Here is a 17078-nt window from a genome sequence, read left to right on the forward strand (position 1 = left end):
CTGCAGGTGTACTCCGACGGAACGCCGTTGCCTCTCCAGGGGACCCGTGAGCGGCGCATCCTCGGGCTCCTGGCGGCCAATTCCGATCGTCTGGTCCCTCTCAATCAGCTTGTCGACGCGGTGTGGGACGACGAGCCGCCGGTTACCGCCGGCACCCAGGTCCGGAATCGGATCTCCCGGATGCGCCGGGCGTGGGGTTCCGTGGTCGAGCGGCCGGAGGACATCCTCGTCACCGAGAGCGGCGGGTATCTGCTGCGGCTCGACGGGCACAGCCTGGACATGGTCGACTACGAGCGGGACGTGGACACCGCCCGTGGGCTGGTCCCCACCGGCGAGTGGGCCGAGGTGGTGCGGCTGCTCCGCTCCGCGCTCGGTCGCTGGCGCGGCCCGGCGCTCGCCGGGATCGGCGGCAACGTGATCGCCGCCGCCGCCACCCGGCTGGAGGAGCATCGGCTGTCGGTCACCGAGGAGTGTCTCGGCCATGAACTCGCCCTCGGGCGTAATGCCGAGCTCATCGACGAGCTGCACGCCCTCACCGAGGCGCACCCCTTCCGGGAGCGGTTGAACCACCATCTGATGCTGGCCTTGTACCGCAGCGGGCGGCAGGCCGACGCCCTCGCGCATTTCCAGCGGTACACCGGGCTGCTCCGCGAGGAGATGGGCCTCACCCCCGGACCGGAACTCCAGGAGTTGCACACCGCGATCCTGCGCCAGTCGCCGTCGATCGGATCGCCGCCCACCGCCACGCCGCTGGTGACGGCCGTGGTGGCGCCTGCGCAACGGGTGGGTGACGATGCGCGGCAGGCGGTACGCCGGCCGGAGCCTGAGCCGGCCTCACCGCCCCCTGCCGGCGGCCCGAGCGCTCCGGCACCACTGGCCGCGCGTCCCGCGCAGCTGCCGCCCGACATGATCGACTTCACCGGCCGCGCCGCGGAGCTGGCCCGACTCGACGAGTTCCTGCCCGGCGACGAGGCACCGGGTCCAGGCCTGCGGATCGTCGTCATCGCGGGAACGGCGGGGGTGGGCAAGACGGCGTTGGCCACCCACTGGGGGCACCGCGTGGCCGACCGGTGCCCCGACGGCCAGTTACAGGTCAACCTCGGGGGCTACGACCCGGCGCCGGCGATGCGGCCGATCGAGGCGCTGACCGCGATGCTCCGGACGCTGGGTGTGGCCGCCGACCAGGTGCCGATCGAGGCCGATGAGGCGGGCCGCCTGTTCCGTTCGTTGGTGGCGGATCGGCGGATGCTGATCCTGCTGGACAATGCCGGTTCCGCCGAGCAGGTGCGCCCCCTGCTGCCCGGCAGCTCGACTTGCCTGGTCCTGGTGACCAGCCGTAACCGGCTCTCCGGCCTGTTGGCCAGCCATGGGGCCCGCTGTCTGATGGTGCACCCGTTCAGCGTCGCCGAGGGTGCCGAGCTGCTTAGCCGGATTTTGGGTGGCCAGCGGCTGCGCGACAATCCCGAGGCGGTCCGGATCCTGGTCCAGACGTGTGCCGGGTTGCCGCTCGCGCTGCGGATCGCCGCCGCCAACGTCGAGGCCGACCCGCACCGGTCGATCGCCGCGTACACCACCGCGTTGCGGGAAGGGGACCCGCTGGCCGCTCTCCGCGTCGACGGCGACTCGCAGGCGGTGCAGACGGTCTTCGACGTTTCGTACGAGATGCTGCCGCCGGACGCCCAGCGGCTGTTCCGCCTGCTGGGGCTGAACTTCGGCCCGGACACCTCCATCGCCGCCCTGTCGGCGATGGCCGACCTGGCGCCCGGTGAGGTCGACCTGCTGGTCGGTCGGCTGGCCGCCGCCAACCTCGTGCAGCGGAGCGAACCGGGCCGGGTGGTGGTCAACGACCTGCTGCGCCTCTACGCCCGCCGCCGCGCCGAGAGCGACGAGGCACCGCCGCGCCTGCGCGCGGCGGTGGAGGCGCTCTACGCCTGGTACGTCGACCACGCCTCGGCGGCGTCTCGGATCCTCCACCCGCACATGCTGCGGCTGATCGACGGTGAGGGGTCGGAGTCAGCGGTCCATTTTGACGACACCGGCGCGGCGCGGGCCTGGTTGGACCGGGAGCGCCAGAACCTGGTCGGCTCGATCAGGAGCGCGGCCGAGCAGACCCACCCCGCTGCCTGGTTGCTGTCCGACGCCCTGCGCGGCTACTTCTGGCTGAGCGGTCACATCTTGGAATGGACATCCACCGCCCAGGCCGCCATTTCCGCTGCCACCGTCGGCAACGATCGGCGCGGCCAGGCGGCGGCGGCGGTGAGTCTCGCCTTCGCCCACTACAGCCAGGGGCAGTACCGCCAGTCGCTGCGTTTGTACCGGCAGGCGTTGCAGTTGAGCCGGGACGCGAACTGGGCGGAGGGCGAGGTAGCCGCGCTTACCAACATCGGGCTCTCGGAGGCGGCCGCCGGGTTACTCAAGCCGGCCGCCGAGTCGCTCACCGCCGCCGTCACGCTCGACCGGCGCCTGGGCCGGCCCGGGCTGGCGACCACGCTGTGCGCGCTCGGCGAGGTCAACGCCCGGCTCGGCCGGACCGTCGAGGCGTTACGAGACATCAAGGAGGCGGTGGTCCTGTACCGACGCTCCGGGTCGCGGAGCGGCCAGGCGATGGCCTACGTCGGCCTCGCCGCTGTGTTGCGGCTGCGCGGGCGCGCGCGGGACGCCCTGCCCTACGCCGAGCAGGCACGCGAACTGTACGCACAGCTGAGCGACCCGGACGGGGAGGCCACGGCGCTGGATCTGATGGCGCGGCTCCACCTCCAGGACGACCGTACCCGGGAGGCGCTCGACCTGGCGACCGCCGCGCTGGCATTGGCGGAGCGGACGAACCGCCGCCGCAGGCTCGCCGGCATCCACAACACGATTGGCCGGATCCACCTGGCGCTGCGTGAACCGGAGCGGGCGCGCCGGCACCACGAGTCGGCGATCCGCGCGCCGGAGTCGGTCGAGTCGGCGTACGTCAGGATCGACGCCCATACCGGGCTGGCTGCGTCGCTGCGCCTGCTCGGCGACGAGGAGGGGGCGTCCACCCATGCCGAGCAGGCGTTGCTGCTGGCCCGCCAGGCGGGCTACCGAACGGGCGAGGTGGAGGTCCGCGCCCTCCTCGCCGACCTGCACCTGCCCGCGCGGAACGCGACCGAGGGATAAGGAAGTGTCCGGTAGCTGGAGAGCTACCTGGGGTTGAGTTCGTCATCGAGGCGTCGGGCGGCGTCGGTGCAGACCAGTCCCGGCAGCGACAATGTCTCGCCGATCCCGGCCAGGATCAGCTTGGCTCCGGCATGCTCCTGAATGGATGCGGAATGCACGACGTCAGGCAGCGCCGTCCGGGGCCCGCGCCCGATCCTGCGGCAGATCGAGGTACGCCGGGACGGCTCCGCGGTTGGTTGACGTCCTGACCGGCGGTGGCAGGGCTGGTGGTCGATTGGTGACGAAATGGTGATGGCTCTCCATAGCGTCGATCTGACAGCAACGGTGGGTTCCGGCCCACCCGCGGTCGATCGACGTGAGGAGTCGCCGTGCACTTCCATCCTGCCGCTGCCATTCTGGCGATCGGAGCGGTGCGAGAGCAGTTCGAATGCGCCGGTCCGGAATCGCCCACCGACACCTGGCCGGTTCCCGGCCCGAGTCGAAGCGCCCAGAACGTCTTCGACATCGCGGCCAGGCCGCTGCGGTGGGTGCGGACGAGTCACCGCACGGAGAGCTCGTCCCATCCAGTTGAGGTCCACCTTGGAGATGAATGACCATGGAACAGCGCACTCTCGGCCCGGACGGCCCCCGCGTCTCCCGCGTGGCGCTCGGCACGATGACGTTCGGCCAGGAGGCCGACGAGCAGGCGTCCCACGCGATCCTCGACACCTACCTGACGGCTGGCGGCACGCTGGTGGACACGGCGGACGTCTACTCCGACGGGGAGAGTGAGCGCATCATCGGCCGATGGCTGGGCAAGAACGCCACGGCCCGCGACCAGATCGTGCTCGCGACGAAGGGCCGTTTCCCCATCACCGACCAGCCTGGTCCCGGCCTCAGCCGGGACTACCTGCGCCGGGCGCTGGACGCCAGCCTCTACCGGCTGGGCGTCGACCACATCGACATCTACCAGGCCCACGGCCCGGACCCCCGGGTCCCGCTCGACGAGTTCGCTCTCTTCGCCGAGGAGGCACAAGCCGCCGGAAAGGTCACCCACGTCGGGTTGAGCAACTTCCCCGGCTGGCAGACCAGCCTCGCCCACGCCCTGTGCCGGCAGCACGGCGCCCGGCCGCCTGTCTCGCTGCAACCGCAGTACAGCCTCCTGGTCCGGGAGCCGGAGTGGGAGATCATGCCGGCGGCCGAGGCGCTCGGCATGGGCACGATGGTCTGGGGGCCGTTGGGGGCCGGGTGGCTGACCGGCAAGTACCGCCGCGACGAGCGGCCGCCGGCCGGCAGCCGACTCGGTGACGACCCGAACCGGGGTCTCGAGGCGCTGGACCGGCGTGGGACGGAACGCACCTGGCGAATCGTCGACACCCTGCTGCGCCTCGCCGGTGAGGCCGGTGTGCCGCCGGCGCAGGTCGCCCTCGCCTGGGTCCTCCAGCGGCCCGGCGTCACCTCGGCGCTGGTCGGTGCCCGTACCCCACAGCAGCTCACCACCTCGCTGCCGGTCGCCGACCTGCGGCTAGACCCGGCGCTCGTCGCGCAGCTCGAAGAGGTCAGCGCGCCGCAGACGCCGGACTACCCCTACCGCTTCGTCGAGGAGATCTCCGCCATGCGCTGAGCGGTGGCCCCTGGGCAGGCGGATCAACCATTTCGCCCGTAACGACTGGAGCCCGGTCCCCGATGTCAACAAGACCGCTTGTCGAACCGTCGACCGCAAGCGATTCGACAGGATCACCTCCACCGCCCACCCGTGCACACTGGGCCGCCCGGTCCCTTGCCGTCCTCGCCATCGCATGGTTGGTATTTGCGCTGGCGCACGTCGCGCTCAGCGGGCGGTTCTGGCTCTGGACGCTGCCCGGCATGCTGCCGCCGGTGACCTTCGTGGCGATCCCGTTTCTGCTGATGTTGCTGGCATCGCTGGCGCGGGGCCGCCGGGTCCGAACCGCGACGGCCTCGCTGGTGGCTCTCCTGGCATCGTTTCCCTTCTCCGGCGTCAACCTGGCGGCCCTCGACGGCGCCGAACGGGTGGCGACGAACGGTCCAACCCTGCGTGTGCTCAGCCTCAACACCGACTACTGGGGTCAGGTCCGAGACGGGATCTGGGCCGAGAAGCGTGACCGGGGACGCCTCCTGGACTACTTACGGTCCCTCGACGCGGACGTGTACCTCCTCCAGGAGCACATGCTGCGGGTGGACAACCGTCCCCAACCGATCACCGACCTGGCCGACGCCCGGGCGGCGTTCCCGGGCTACCAGGTGGTCGCCGCCGGCACCCTGCTGACTCTCAGCCGGCTGCCCGTCGTCGGGCACGACGTGGTCCATTCTCGCGACGAGCCCGTTCTTCAGTTCCCCGCGCCGTACGGTTTGCGAGTGGACGTCCAGGTCGGCGGCCGGACACTGTCGACCTACAACGTGCACATGCCGGTGCAGCTGCTGATGGAGGAGAGCCCCTTCTCCGGCAACTTCTACAGGGAGATCCGAGAGCGGCACGAGCGCCGGAGCGAGGAGTACCGGGCCCTCACCGCCGACGTGAAGGCGAACCGGAACCCGCTGCTGGTGGCTGGTGACTTCAACACCAGCCCGGCGATGGGCGACAACCGCGCCCTGCTCAACGCCACCACCGACGCCGCTGCCTCATCCGGCGACCTCTATCCGGTCAGCTGGCGGGTCGGCGGCCAGGTGCCGAAGCTCTGGCGCAACGACTGGGCGTTACTCGGCAACGGCGCTCGAGCCGTGGAGTATGGCTTTGTCGACTCGATGGGCAATTCTGACCACGCCGCACAAAGGTTGACGGTGACGCTCGGCGACGGCCGGACCGGGGAGGACGGGTGAGGACCGGCGGCCGGCTGGACCGGGCCGCTCGGGTGCTGCGACCTGCCTTCACCGGCGTCGTTCTGGCCGCGCTCGTCTGGCAGCTCTGGGTCAGGCGGGACGAACTGGCGGTCGCGCTGGACCGGATCAGCCCCGGCCGGCTGGTTCTGGCGGCCCTGATTGTCACGGTCGGTCTTCTGCCCGGCCTGGAGGGCTGGCGACAGCTCATGGCCGGACTCGGCGTGGCCCTTTCCCGTACCGAGGCCGGCCGGCTGTACTTCCTGTCGAGCCTGGCCAAGTATCTGCCGGGCGGGGCGTGGCCGATCGTCGCCCAGGCCGGGCTCGGGCTCTCACCGACCCTGGCCGCCTCGGGCTTCGTCGGCGTGGCACTGCTGTCCGTGCTGGCCGGTCTCGTCGTGGGCTGTGCCGCGGTGCCGCAGCTCGTCGCGGAGGACCCGCTCTGGTGGTTTCTCCCGCTGGTCGCGGCGATCGGTCTGGCCGCGCTGACCCCGCCGACACGGCGGGCGGCCCGAGCCGTGGCCGGGCGGATCCGGTACCGGCTCAGCCGGCGGCGCACCTTGCCGACGGCTCCGGACGGCCCCGCCGTCGCCCGGACGCTCGCCTGGCTGGTGCTGGCATGGGCGGTGACGGGCCTGCACGTCGCGGTCCTGGCCGGCGCCTTCGGGCCGGTGTCACCGGCGGCCGCGGTGGGCGGCTTCGCGTTGGCCGCCGCAGCCGGGTTGGTCTTCTTCGTCGTACCGGGAGGTCTCGGCGCACGGGAACTCGTGCTCGGCTTCGCGTTGCTCCCGGTCCTGTCCGTGACCGAGGCAGTCACCGTGGTCACGGTCAGTCGATTCCTGATCACCGTCGGGGACGTGGTGGCGGCGGTCGTCGCCGTCGGCTTGCACCGGAGGTCGCAGCCGGCCCGCCAGCTGCCCGCCGTCCAGCGACAGACATGAGGAGGTTCTGATGGCATCGCGAACGAAACAGCTGGTCGCCCTAGTCGGAGCGCTGACGCTTACCGTCACGCTGCCGACGATCGGCGGCGCGCCCCCCGCCACCGCCGGTGCCCGCGGGGCGTGCGCCGAGTTCGCCCGGTATCCGGACCTCCGCGGTGAGCGGGTGAGCGTGTACACCCCGATCCGCGGCGTGGAGGCCGACCTGCTGCAACAAGCCTGGCAGGACTTCGTGGACTGCACTGGCGTCCGGATCGACTACGAGGGCAGCGCCGACTTCGAGACCGAGATCGGTCGCCGCGTGGCGGAGGGCCACGCCCCCGACGTCGCCTTCTTTCCGCAGCCCGGGCTCATAGGAACCTTCGCCCGGGACGCGGAGGTGCTCCCGCTGAAGGGCCGGGCACGCGCCGCGGCCAAACGCGACTTCTCCGAGACCTGGCTCGGTTACGGCACGTTCGACGGCACCCTGTACGCCACCCCGCTCGACGCGAACGTGAAGAGCCTCGTCTGGTACTCGCCGAAGATGTTCCGGGACGCCGGTTGGCAGGTGCCGGGCACCTGGGCGGAACTGGTCGCGCTGAGCGACACCATCGCGGCCAGCGGGATCGAGCCGTGGTGCGCCGGCATCGAGTCGGGGGTGGCGACCGGCTGGCCACTGACCGACTGGGTCGAGGACGTGCTGCTGCGTATGCACGGTCCGGAGACATACGACCGATGGATCGCCCACACGATCCCGTTCGACGATCCGGCGGTGGTCGACGCCGTCGAGCGGGTCGGTTCGGTGCTACGCGACGACCGGTACGTCAACGGCGGATTCGGTGACGTGGCGTCGATCGCCACCACCGGGTACCAGGAGGGCGGCTGGCCGATCCGGGACGGAGAGTGCGCGTTGCACCGCCAAGGCTCGTTCTACGCCAACCTCTGGCCGGCCGGTACGACGGTGGCGCAGGAAGGTGACGTCTTCGCGTTCTACCTGCCGACGGATCGTCCCGATGCCGAACGGCCGGTCCTCGGCGCCGGGCACTTCGTCGCTGCGTTCGACGACCGCCCCGAGGTCGACGCCGTCCGCGCGTACCTGGCCAGCGGCCACTTCGTCAACAGCCGGGCGAAGCTGGGCAACTGGATCTCGGCCCACCGGAAACTCGACGTCGCGAACGTCGTCAATCCGCTCGACCGGCAGTCGGTGGAACTCCTCCAGGACCCGGGGACGGTCTTCCGGTTCGACGCCTCCGACCTGATGCCACCGGCGGTGGGCGCGGGCACGTTCTGGAGCGGCATGACCGAGTGGATTAACGGTCGGGACACCAGGGAGACCCTCGCCGACATCGAGGCGTCCTGGCGGGAGCAGCCCACCGTGGGCCGGCGGTGACGGGCAACGGTGCCGCGGGCGTGCCGGGCGGCCGTTTCCAGCTTGGTCGTCCCACGCTCGGTTCTCGCCGGCATGGTCGTGTCTCGCAGCTGAGTGCTCCACCTCATCAGGGTCGGGCTCCGGGCCCGGGCGATCCGGCCCCGGTTCGCGCTGGCGGCCCTCGACGACTTCCCGGTCACTTCGTTTCATGGGGTGTAAGCGCTGTTGACCGGGCGTCAGTCCCGCTGATGACCGTGGAGCGGGTCGGGCGCAACCGGGTGCACTGAACGTCGTTGAACAGCGCCCAAGGGCACTCAAGTGCGCCCGCCGTGACCTGCAAGTTCACGTTCCCGCAAGTGTCTACAAGTTCGGGGGCGGTTCAACGCGGCGCCAAGCCGGCCGCCCGGCCACGAGTTCCTCGGTCACATGGCGCCGAACGCTCGCAGCCATAAACCGCATCGTCCGGTACGCGTACGAGCACTCGGTCGGCACGCGCGCTCATCGGCCACGACCGGCCGCCAGCACCTACCCTGATCCGCCTCGATCACGAGCGCTACGCGGCATGAGATCCGGACGTTTGATGAGGAGCCAACGATCACGGAGTGATGTATTCCCTGCCTGGGTCGTCACGCAGTCTCCGACTCGCCGTGCCAGGATCGTCTCGTGCGCAACGAGGAACGGCTACGAACACGGACGCCCGAGTCCCGAGCCTTCGGGCAGCGCGTACAGCTCGTCATGAACCTGACCTCGCGCCTCAACGTGCTGCCGTTTGACGACCTCGATGCACGCAGGACGGTGCTGACCGAGATCTTCGGTAAACCGATCCCTGACTCGCTGTCCGTCCTGCCTCCGTTCTACTGCGACTACGGGCTTGGAGCATCGTTTGGAGAGCGCGTGTTCATCAACCAGGGATGCTTCTTCCTCGACTACGGGGGCATCACCATCGGTGACCGCGTCCTGATTGGTCCCCGAGTGACTCTGAGCACGGCCGGACATCCCGTCGAGCTCCACGAGCGGTACGACTTCATCACGCACGCGCCCATCGTCATCGAGGATGATGTGTGGATCGGTGCCGCGGTCACGGTCACCCCCGGAGTGACAATCGGTCGGGGCTCGGTCGTCGGCGCGGGCGCCGTTGTCGCGAAGGACGTGCCGCCGCTGAGTGTGGTGACGGCAACAAGCGTTGTCGAGCGAAAGCGTCTCAAGCCAGCGTCTACCGCAACCTGAACCTGCGGCTCACCCACGCACACCGGCTACTTGACGGGAAGGCGGTAGCTGGCGTCATCCGGTCCACCGGCCAGTGCAGGCAGCGATGAGACCCTGGCAGGCGGCGCGCTCGGGAGGGCGGCAGATTAGTACACCGGCTTGGACCTGATGGCTTACTTGCCGGTGCTGACCACGATTGCCTGCAGATTGGCAGCGAGTTCCTCAACCGATGCGGACTGCTGCAGTACGTGAAATGCGTCAGAGGCGTGATAAAACGCCCTTACTGGAGCCGCGTGCAGCCGGTGGTCGGCGAGAATCTGCGGGAACTGTTCGCGTCTTGCGGCCAGCCGCCAGTCTTGGTCGATGCGGTCCTCGTCGAGCATCACCTGGATGACGATGTCTGGTGCATGGCCGTGTTCGGCCAGCAGTTCGGCGTGACGAATGGTCCGTGGGTAGCCGAACAGCACCCAGTAGCCGGGCGACCGTGCCAGCGGGTCCGCGACGAACTCGGCCAGTACCTCGTCTGGTACCAACTCGCCGGCCTGCATGTGACCCGCGAACCGCTGGCCCCATTCCGAGCCGCCCTGCACTGCCGCTCGGCAGAGGTTCCCGACGTTATACGCCTGCAGTCCCATGGCCTCGCCGAACAGCATTGCGGCGCCCCAGGCGTCGAGCACGCCGGGCTCCGCGATGACAGCTACCTTCCGCCGCACGCTCTCACTCTCCAACACCCAGAGAGCGCAGCTTATCGACGACTCGCCTACGTGCTCCAGCGCAGACGCGCTGGTCCGATCCAGGCTATAGGCAGAAGCCATCCCTGGATCCCATCGAGACGACCGCACGTCCGTCGCTCACCACGACGCGCGATCGGCGGTGCCAGAAGAGGGCGGCGAAATCTGGTAGCCACGGCGCGGGCAGGCGGGGTAGAGAAGCGTGGTGACGTCCTGGTCCGTGGTCGCCGAAGCCTTCGACTCAACCGATGCCTGCGCTCTTCGTCGTGACTACTACGCCGAAGTTGCCGGCCGCTACCTGAGGCGGCCCGTGACTGCCGAGGAGATCGACCATGGGATGGCCGGGGACGGTGCCAAATTCTTCCCGAGGGCGGGCGCCTGCGCGCACTGCGACCTCGTATGCAGGACAGCCACCTCGTGATTGTGGATCGAGGTGGCTGGCCCCAGGTGCGACGACTGGGCGGATCAGACCGTGCGTCTACGTACCGCTGTAACCGTTACGATCGGCCCTTCAGCTGCGTAAATATGGCTCGGATTCTGCCAAGTATGGTCCACCGATAGCCCTTGACCTGGGCAAACGTGAGCCCCTGGTTGGCAGTGCGCGAACCACCTCAGCCAGATGTGCAGTGGGCTGGGGAAACACGTTCTCGCGGTGCCGGTTCGCGTTTTGGTCGCGTGGTTCAAAGTCGGTGCGTCGGCCGTCTGCCTACTACTCGGCCAGCGTTGATCTCACTGCTCTTCTTCACCCGGGTGCGGACGCGACCCAGGACGTCTGGTCTCGCCCCATCCGGCGTCAGCGGCACTCTCGGCCGAAGCTGGCAATCGGAGCAGAGTCGGTCGCACTGGCGGCCGGCACCCGTGCTTGTCAGCGGCCATGTGAGTGCGCCGACGCTGTTACGGATTGACGGTGTTCGGCGCATTGCTATCGCGTGTGGCGCAGCGGTGTTGTAGCCAGTGGGTTGCGGCTGTTGCGAGGCGGAGTTTCTCCTCGGCGATGGCTTGCAGCGCGGTGGGCATCGGTGCCAGTGCGCCCGCCATCAGGAAGCCGGTATGCGCTGCGAGGATCGCATCGAAGAAAGCCGGCGGGCAGTTCAGAGCCGGCAAGGCTGCGTGAAGGTGCGGTTCGGGATCGATGCCGTCGGCTGCCATGCCGGTCAGCAGCGCGATGAGGTCGATGACGGGCGCACCGAGCCGGGCATGCGGCCAGTCGACGAACATTACGCGGTCGCCGCTGAGCAGGACGTTGTGTGGGTACAGGTCGCAGTGCACGAGTGAGTCGCCCTGTGCCGCGTGCAGCCCTTGCTGCTCGATCGCGGTCAGTCGATCGAGGTGGTGCGATGCCCAGGTCGAGACGGTGTGCAGTCGGGAGGTGCTGGACGGATCGAGGGCGAGGTCAGCCCAGCCGCCGAGCCGCGGGTGGTCGCGCGGTAGCTCGATCGGTGACGGTGTGGCCGTCTGAGCGAAGGCGACTGCCTGCGTCACGACAAGACGGATCTGCCGTGCCGTCCACGGTCGCCCCGGTGCGACACCGTCCACATGCTCGAAAACCAGAATCACCCACCGGCCGTCGTCGTGCGTGTTCAGTAGTCGAGGCACGGGCAGGCCCGCTGGCAGCCGCCCAGCCACTCCAGCCTCGGCGCGGTAATGCGACGCCTCGACCGGCCACAGCTGTACGTCCACTGCCTTGACGAAGGCCCGGTGGCCACCTCGCAGGGTGAGCCAGGAGGCGAAGCCGGGCGAGAATCCACCGGAACAGCTCTCGTTCAACACCACGGCGCCACCCAGCAGACCTTCGATACGCCCTCGAACCGACGCCGGTAGTTCGGCCCAGCGGGGTCGTTTCCTACTCGCGGACACGGCCGTACTCCTCACCTGTTAACGCAGGATCTCATCGACGGCGGAGACGAACTGCTGGCCAGCGACAGGGTAGACACCAACCTGTTCAGCGTCGGCCATATCAACACCCCGGGCGGGCAACGACTGGCGACTGCGGGAGACAACGATCCCGTAGCGAGTAGTTCGCGGCAGTCGAGGATCCTTTACCGACAAGACCGAATGACATCCATCACGAACAGTCGATGTGACACGGGCGGATGCAGCTTCGGGGCCCACCGGGACTGCGCTGGGCCAGAGTGCAGAGGCAGTCGGGCCGCCGCCACCCCAGGTCGAGTAGCGGGAAGATGGTGCGCATGCCGGCGACGTCGGAGTCGCGGCCCTGCCGATCTCGTCCAGGCTGATCCCGATGGCTGTCGGCAGTGACGGCTCCGGCCGGAACGGGCGTCGGGTGTGGGTAGCCGAGCCGATGCCGCACCTCCACTTTGATAGCTTTGATCTTGCACTCGACGTTGCCTATCTGCGTTTCCTCAGGCGTCAACTACCGGCTCCGAGGTGCCTGACATCGCTTGCTGAGACGCGCGTGGGGTGGCATCATCGCGGCCATGATCGAGAGAATCGAGTCCGCCCTCCGCCGGTGAGCGTGACGACCGAGCCTGGACTGCTCGGACCCCGGATCACTCTGTTCGAACACGCGCTGCGTCTCCACCAGCAGCATCCCGACGGTGTTCTGCCTCGCGACGGTGAGCCGTATCCGGACGACGAGCGTCACCGCTCGCGGCCGTCAGCCCGTCGTGCGAAGAATCAGCGGCTCTACGGCGCCGATGTCGCCGTCATCCTCGACAGGCACTTCAGTCAGCCTGACGCGCAGGCGAGTGAGCTTGTCGACGCCTTCGGCGATACCTACGTCCCGATCCATCGCAATGACCACATCGTTGCCGCGGCGCTGCGCGCGGATCGGCAGCGAGTGCGGCAGACCGGCCGATGGTTGGTGCGGCACGGCACTGACCGCAATGCCGTCACGGTCGGACTCACGCTGCTGACCGCCGATGGGGCCGAGGACGACATCCCGCTGATCCAAACCATCGGTCTGCTGTCGAACTGGTTCGGGCCGTTGGCCGCAGAGGCGTTGCAGCGCCGCCGGGGAGGTGCGGAAGCGCTGCTGTGGCTCGCCGAGCGCGTCGCTGGCTGGGGTCGGGTCTACGTCGTCGAGGCGCTGTGCCGACCAGGCGCTGCCAGTGCTCGGGCGTGGCTGCTGCGCCATGCCTGCGACGGCGACTATCTCAACGGCTACTTCGCCGGCCGGGTCGCCACCACAGCACACCTACCCGAAGCGATCACCAGCACCGATGTCGACGACGAACTGATCGATCACACCGGGCGGCTCCTGAGGGTCATGGCCGACTGCGGTGGCATGGGCATGACCCTCGAGCACTACCCGCCCGCACCAGTCGTGCTGGCCGCACACGCTGCTCACCTCGCCCAGCAACCGCCGACAGCGAACCGGTACGCCGATGCCGCGATCATCGCCGACCATCTGATGGCCAAGCCTCCGAACCGATGCGGTTGCACCGCCGAGCAGCGGGACCACATCGTGCAGCAGTACCTCGCCGTCCTCGACCGGCCGGACTGGCGCGACGCTGTCCGCGCGGGCCTCGGCCCGACCAGTCACTTCTTCGCCTGGTTCACCGGCCACGTAGCGGCCCGGCTGCGTCGCGGCGCGTCTTCCGACGTGGCGGAAGGTGACGGACGATGAACCACGTCGCCAACCAACACCTCATCGAAGCGGTGCGCGCCGGTGACGGGGCAGCCGTGACGCTGGCCTTGGCCGGCGGGGTCAATCCGAACGCGGAAGTGGGCCGGTTGCGGGCGCCTGTACTCGTCGAGGCCGCCCGCGGCGGCCGGCTGGACATCATCGGTTTGTTGGTGAACGCCGGGGCGAGCGTCGGACCAGTCGGTCACTTCAACGTGACGCCGCTACGCGTCGCCATGCTCGAAGCACACACGGACGTGGTGCGGCACCTCATCGCCCACGGGGCGCTTCAATGCCACCGTCAGCGGCAAAGGCCACGGAACGCCAGCCATCTCAAGCCAGACCTCCCGAGCCCGAGCAAGCAACGGATCACAGGCCACGGACGCATCCTCACGCCTCGTGCAACGTTCACGCCACAGAGATCACAGCTGTCAGCGTCGGCTCGCCCTCTTCGCCGCGACGCGTAAGGCAGGAGTAACCAGGGTGACGTCTGCGGCCGAATCGGCGATCGTGTTGCGGTGAGGAGCGCGGACGACATGAACGGCGACGAGAACTGGACGGGTGGCTTCTACGAACTCTGCCTGGTTCTCGGCGCAGCTGACGATGACAACGTCGACCGGGCCCTACGGTCCCTGTGGCGCGCTGTCGGCGTTCAGGGTTGCCATGTTCGTCGAGCCGACGGGACTGGATTCGCGGCGGTCGAGCTTGGCGTGGCAGCCCTCCACGCACATGGTCACTTGCGCGGGACGCTGACGCTGCCCTCGGGCGCCCGCGTCGTCTGCGGTGGTTTCCTATCCCGGTACGAAGGCCTGGATACCTTGGAGCTTTACCTACCGCTGGGCGCGTTGGCCCGAGTCGACCGCCGCATCGGCGGCTACCCCTTCGACGAATCCAGCGGCGTGGAATCGTTGACGTGGCGTAGCACGCTCGACCGGTGGCTGGCCGACGTCGCGATTGCCGTATACGGCGAGGTGCCGTTCCACCGCGCGCTCATCGGTTTCGAAGTCGATGAGGACTGCGGCATCAGCGGCGATCAGCGGTATGCCGCGGTCCTGATGCCCCGCGCCGACGGCTTGGAGTACCAGCCCGCCAACGCCTGAGACGCGATGAGTCATTCGACTCGACATCGAGGACGCCCTGCCCACTCGATCTTCGCAACAACGCACGGACATGCCGCCGATTGGGCTTCACCGTACGTGACCGCCGACGGCAGAGCTGAAGACGCAGTGTTCCGAGTTCGGTCGCTGGTGTGGCTAAGCGCTGCCGGCGTGAGCGCCGGTGGAGACCACGATCAGCCCAGGCATGGCAGGCTCATGCCGCATGATCGACGAATTCGCGAAGACCAACCTGCACGGGAGACTGCGGCGGGACCGCAAGGCGCTGCTCTGGAAGCTCGACGGCTTGTCCGAATACGACGCCCGCCGACCTTTGACAGTGACCGGGACCAACCTCATCGGCCTGGTCAAACACGTGGCCACCGTCGAGGCCAGGTACTTCGGCGAGGTCTTCGACCGCCCTTCCCCGGAACCGCTGCCCCGGTGGCAGGACTCCAACGGCAGCGATCTGTGGGCTACTGAGGACGAGACCCGCGATCAGATCATCGCGTTCTACCGGCGCACGTGGGAACACTCGGACGCGACGATCAACGAGCTTCCCCTCGACGCCCCCGGCCACGTGCCGTGGTGGCCGGAGCCTTATGCAGACACGAACCTGTTCGCCATCATGGTCCATGTCCTCGGCGAGTCCATCCGGCATGCCGGGCACGCCGATATCCTGCGCGAGGGCCTCGACGGGCGAACCGGGTTGCGCGCCGAACACGAGCAGCAGATCGACGAGGAAGCCCGTGCAGCCTACTGCGCGAAGATCGAGCAGGCCGCCAGGTCGGCCGCACCAATCTAGGCTGAGTGGAGACGTGGCCTGCGCCGTTCGCAGCGACGAAGCACCCGGACCGTACGAGGTTCGGCGCCTGGTTCAGTAGTACGAGGACGCCCGCGATCATCTGCCGCGATGACGACGTGACGTGGTCGGCTTGTCAGTGACCGACCGTGACCTATTTCGACGCGCTTCCGACGGCCGTCGAACGGGCCTCACGGTTGAAGGGTGGCCTGTGGTTGTTGAGGAGCCGGCAACCTTCGGGTGATTGCCACCTCGAAGCGTTCCCAGGCGGCTGGGGTGAAGGGGTGGGCCGCCTCGAGGATCAAGCCGGCGACGTACCGTGCTTCGTCGCGCGTCCGGTCCGCCTCGGCTTGGGTAATCCATCCGCAACTGACGGCATCGTCAAGTTCGTCGTCGGCGACACCGACAGTCCTGCCGTGATGGCTGAGCCTGGAACGAGGATCGGTGCCGGGAGGTGTGTCGTCGTCCGGCACGTGCCAGAGGTCGAGTTCGAGATCGACGAAGCCCCACACGTCCCCGCGTCGCGTCACGGGGCGGGACAAGTCGATGGTGATCGCGGTCCGGGGTGTGTGCCGCCAGGAAGCGATCCAACCGCCCTGATGCGGTGCGAAGTACAGGACGGGGCAGCCTGGTTCCTCGGGGATTCCGGAGAAACACGTGGCCTCGGCGCTGATTATCGTCAGTTCGTCATCCCCTGAGCCCGGATGATGCAACAGTGGTGAGCTCAGGATGCGCTGGTGGGGCAACGTCAGTACTTCAGGCAGTGCGCGGATCTGCCGCGAGCGGCGCGCGGTGGCAGCCCAGGTCCGGCGGTGCTCGTGCGGCAAGCGCACATCAGCGGTGGGAAGAAGGAAGTGAGCTGGCGAGGCTTTCCCGTCTTCAGCGCTCAGTCCCAGGGATCAGCATTCGGATTTTCACCGAGTATCCGCGCGCACTCCAGGCAAAAGTCTCTTCCGAAGAGCTGGTTGCCTCGGGACTCGGTGCCCCATGCCTGGTCGGCGGCTGCAGCGATCGCACGCCATGTGTAGCCTTCGGCTCGCCATTGCCTGACTTGCCGCGCAATGTCCGTGGTCAGAGTCAGTCCCGACGCCTTCAGCACGTGCCGAACCTACGCTTCGCACCTTGATGGTGTCACCTGCGTCCGGATTTGCCGCCGTCCGCGCTCCGTGCTCGGCGGGTGCACGACGGCGGCTGCGTCATGGCAGGTCCAGCCCCTTCACAGCCGAGCCGCGATCGTTTGGGCACACACGATCGACTCGGTGTGGGTGGTATCGACCTCCACGTCGTACACCACACCCTGGTGCACCAGGTGGGCCTGTACGGCGGCCATCCCACGGACCCGGTCGCCGCGGGCGATCTCGCGACCGGCGGCGACCTCCGTATCGCAGCGGACGCCGGCCCACAGCACGTCCAGT

General features: G+C 68.7%; 14 protein-coding genes and 1 pseudogene. 10 read left to right on the forward strand and 5 right to left on the reverse strand.

Going from position 1 to position 17078, the window contains the following annotated elements; genetic code table 11:
• Positions 1–6 precede the first annotated feature (6 nt).
• Positions 7–3144 (forward strand): BTAD domain-containing putative transcriptional regulator, encoded by a 3138-nt coding sequence (locus AB0J93_RS03300; protein ID WP_363917723.1) that lies wholly within the window; start codon positions 7–9, stop codon positions 3142–3144.
• 23 nt (positions 3145–3167) lie between these two features.
• Here the strand turns inward: AB0J93_RS03300 and AB0J93_RS03305 are convergent, their stop codons facing one another.
• Positions 3168–3302: a hypothetical protein gene (locus tag AB0J93_RS03305; RefSeq protein ID WP_363917608.1), complete on the reverse strand. Its 135-nt coding sequence runs from the start codon at positions 3300–3302 to the stop codon at positions 3168–3170.
• Positions 3303–3739: 437 nt separating this feature from the next.
• Here AB0J93_RS03305 and AB0J93_RS03310 point away from each other — a divergent pair, with 437 nt between their 5' ends.
• The 5 genes from AB0J93_RS03310 (at position 3740) to AB0J93_RS03330 (ending at position 9471) form a co-directional block, all read left to right on the forward strand.
• Entirely contained in the window at positions 3740–4747 is a 1008-nt protein-coding gene (locus AB0J93_RS03310; RefSeq protein WP_363917610.1) for an aldo/keto reductase, read from the forward strand.
• Positions 4748–4926: 179 nt separating this feature from the next.
• A complete protein-coding gene (locus AB0J93_RS03315) occupies positions 4927–5961 on the forward strand; it encodes an endonuclease/exonuclease/phosphatase family protein (RefSeq protein ID WP_363917612.1) in 1035 nt (344 codons plus the stop codon).
• Positions 5958–6899: a lysylphosphatidylglycerol synthase domain-containing protein gene (locus tag AB0J93_RS03320; protein ID WP_363917614.1), complete on the forward strand. Its 942-nt coding sequence runs from the start codon at positions 5958–5960 to the stop codon at positions 6897–6899. Before AB0J93_RS03315 ends, AB0J93_RS03320 begins: the two co-directional genes overlap by 4 nt.
• 7 nt (positions 6900–6906) lie before the next feature.
• Positions 6907–8265, forward strand: coding sequence for an ABC transporter substrate-binding protein (locus AB0J93_RS03325; protein WP_363917725.1), 1359 nt, complete (start codon positions 6907–6909; stop codon positions 8263–8265).
• Positions 8266–8907: 642 nt separating this feature from the next.
• Positions 8908–9471: a sugar O-acetyltransferase gene (locus AB0J93_RS03330; protein WP_282239423.1), complete on the forward strand. Its 564-nt coding sequence runs from the start codon at positions 8908–8910 to the stop codon at positions 9469–9471.
• A 152-nt stretch (positions 9472–9623) separates the two neighbouring features.
• On the opposite strand, the gene AB0J93_RS03335 is transcribed toward AB0J93_RS03330, so the two are convergent.
• Together AB0J93_RS03335 and AB0J93_RS03340 are read right to left on the reverse strand one after the other, a co-directional pair.
• On the reverse strand, positions 9624–10127 hold the full coding sequence (locus tag AB0J93_RS03335; protein WP_363917616.1) for a nucleoside monophosphate kinase: 504 nt from the start codon (positions 10125–10127) through the stop codon (positions 9624–9626).
• A 948-nt stretch (positions 10128–11075) separates the two neighbouring features.
• On the reverse strand, positions 11076–11954 hold the full coding sequence (locus tag AB0J93_RS03340; RefSeq protein ID WP_363917618.1) for a phosphotransferase: 879 nt from the start codon (positions 11952–11954) through the stop codon (positions 11076–11078).
• 469 nt (positions 11955–12423) lie between these two features.
• Here AB0J93_RS03340 and AB0J93_RS03345 point away from each other — a divergent pair, with 469 nt between their 5' ends.
• The 4 genes from AB0J93_RS03345 (at position 12424) to AB0J93_RS03360 (ending at position 15666) form a co-directional block, all read left to right on the forward strand.
• Positions 12424–13770: a hypothetical protein gene (locus AB0J93_RS03345; protein ID WP_363917620.1), complete on the forward strand. Its 1347-nt coding sequence runs from the start codon at positions 12424–12426 to the stop codon at positions 13768–13770.
• Positions 13767–14234 carry an ankyrin repeat domain-containing protein gene (locus AB0J93_RS03350; RefSeq protein ID WP_363917622.1) on the forward strand — a complete coding sequence of 156 codons (468 nt, stop codon included), beginning with the start codon at positions 13767–13769 and terminating at the stop codon, positions 14232–14234. Before AB0J93_RS03345 ends, AB0J93_RS03350 begins: the two co-directional genes overlap by 4 nt.
• A 69-nt stretch (positions 14235–14303) precedes the next feature.
• The gene (locus AB0J93_RS03355) at positions 14304–14867 is read left to right on the forward strand and encodes a hypothetical protein (RefSeq protein WP_363917624.1); all 564 of its coding nucleotides are present in this window, start codon (positions 14304–14306) and stop codon (positions 14865–14867) included.
• Between the two features lie 220 nt (positions 14868–15087).
• Positions 15088–15666 (forward strand): DinB family protein, encoded by a 579-nt coding sequence (locus tag AB0J93_RS03360; protein WP_363917626.1) that lies wholly within the window; start codon positions 15088–15090, stop codon positions 15664–15666.
• 188 nt (positions 15667–15854) lie between these two features.
• Here the strand turns inward: AB0J93_RS03360 and AB0J93_RS03365 are convergent, their stop codons facing one another.
• On the reverse strand, positions 15855–16490 hold the full coding sequence (locus tag AB0J93_RS03365; protein ID WP_363917628.1) for a hypothetical protein: 636 nt from the start codon (positions 16488–16490) through the stop codon (positions 15855–15857).
• 389 nt (positions 16491–16879) lie between these two features.
• Positions 16880–17078: pseudogene (locus AB0J93_RS03370) on the reverse strand (chloramphenicol phosphotransferase); the annotation flags it as partial.

Source organism: Micromonospora sp. NPDC049374, from assembly GCF_040677165.1.
Classification (GTDB): domain Bacteria; phylum Actinomycetota; class Actinomycetes; order Mycobacteriales; family Micromonosporaceae; genus Micromonospora.

Excerpts from the sequence above, each read along its gene's own strand:
- AB0J93_RS03310 (WP_363917610.1), top strand. The coding sequence starts at position 3,740 with ATGGAACAGCGCACTCTCGGCCCGGACGGCCCCCGCGTCTCCCGCGTG.
- AB0J93_RS03345 (WP_363917620.1), top strand. The coding sequence starts at position 12,424 with ATGGCTGTCGGCAGTGACGGCTCCGGCCGGAACGGGCGTCGGGTGTGG.
- AB0J93_RS03350 (WP_363917622.1), top strand. The coding sequence starts at position 13,767 with ATGAACCACGTCGCCAACCAACACCTCATCGAAGCGGTGCGCGCCGGT.
- AB0J93_RS03355 (WP_363917624.1), top strand. The coding sequence starts at position 14,304 with ATGAACGGCGACGAGAACTGGACGGGTGGCTTCTACGAACTCTGCCTG.
- AB0J93_RS03360 (WP_363917626.1), top strand. The coding sequence starts at position 15,088 with ATGATCGACGAATTCGCGAAGACCAACCTGCACGGGAGACTGCGGCGG.